This is a genomic window from Staphylococcus sp. EG-SA-15, assembly GCF_017151895.1.
Taxonomy (GTDB): Bacteria; Bacillota; Bacilli; order Staphylococcales; family Staphylococcaceae; genus Staphylococcus; species Staphylococcus aureus.
In genome coordinates, this window is record NZ_JACVZN010000068.1 from 1 (window position 1) to 579 (window position 579).

The 579-nt window shown below is 33.3% G+C and carries 1 protein-coding gene; it reads left to right on the plus strand.

Features of this window, described 5'->3' with window-relative positions:
- Positions 1-224: 224 nt before the first annotated feature.
- Positions 225-579, plus strand: a 355-nt coding sequence (locus tag IDG64_RS14340) for a YwiB family protein (RefSeq protein ID WP_206171353.1), incomplete at its 3' end; no start/stop codon positions are given.

Sequence of the window (579 nt, forward strand, 5' to 3'; positions counted from 1 at the left end):
TCCTCAAATACTCGCTAATAGCTTACCTCCGATAAGTCATTTTATATGAATATTTCCCAAGGCTTAACCTATATACTGTTCTTTTCATTACTCAATTTATCAAAATAGATGATGATACTTGTATATATCCTAAATGCTCTAAAACTGAGAAGTATCACCTACATGCACTATCTAATTTATGCTATATTGTGGTGTATTATTTAGAAGCTAAGGTGAGGCAAACGTTGAATAAGAATATAGACGTTCAAACGAAACAAGTTCTAAAACCAAGTGGCGAAAAACAAAAATTTGAATTTACTGCGCAAGGTTCATGGCAAAAGAAAAACGCAGATTATATTCGATACCAAGAACAAATTGAAGATGCAGTCGTTAATGTAACAATTAAAATTGAGGAACGCGGTGTTAAATTAATACGCAAAGGCGATATTAATATGAATCTTCACTTTGTGGAAGGTCATGATACGACTACACTTTACGATATACCAGCTGGTCGTATTCCTTTAACTGTTAAAACACGTAGCATCCTGCATTTTGTGAATGAAAATGGCGGGAAATTAAAGATTCAATACGAGTTACATC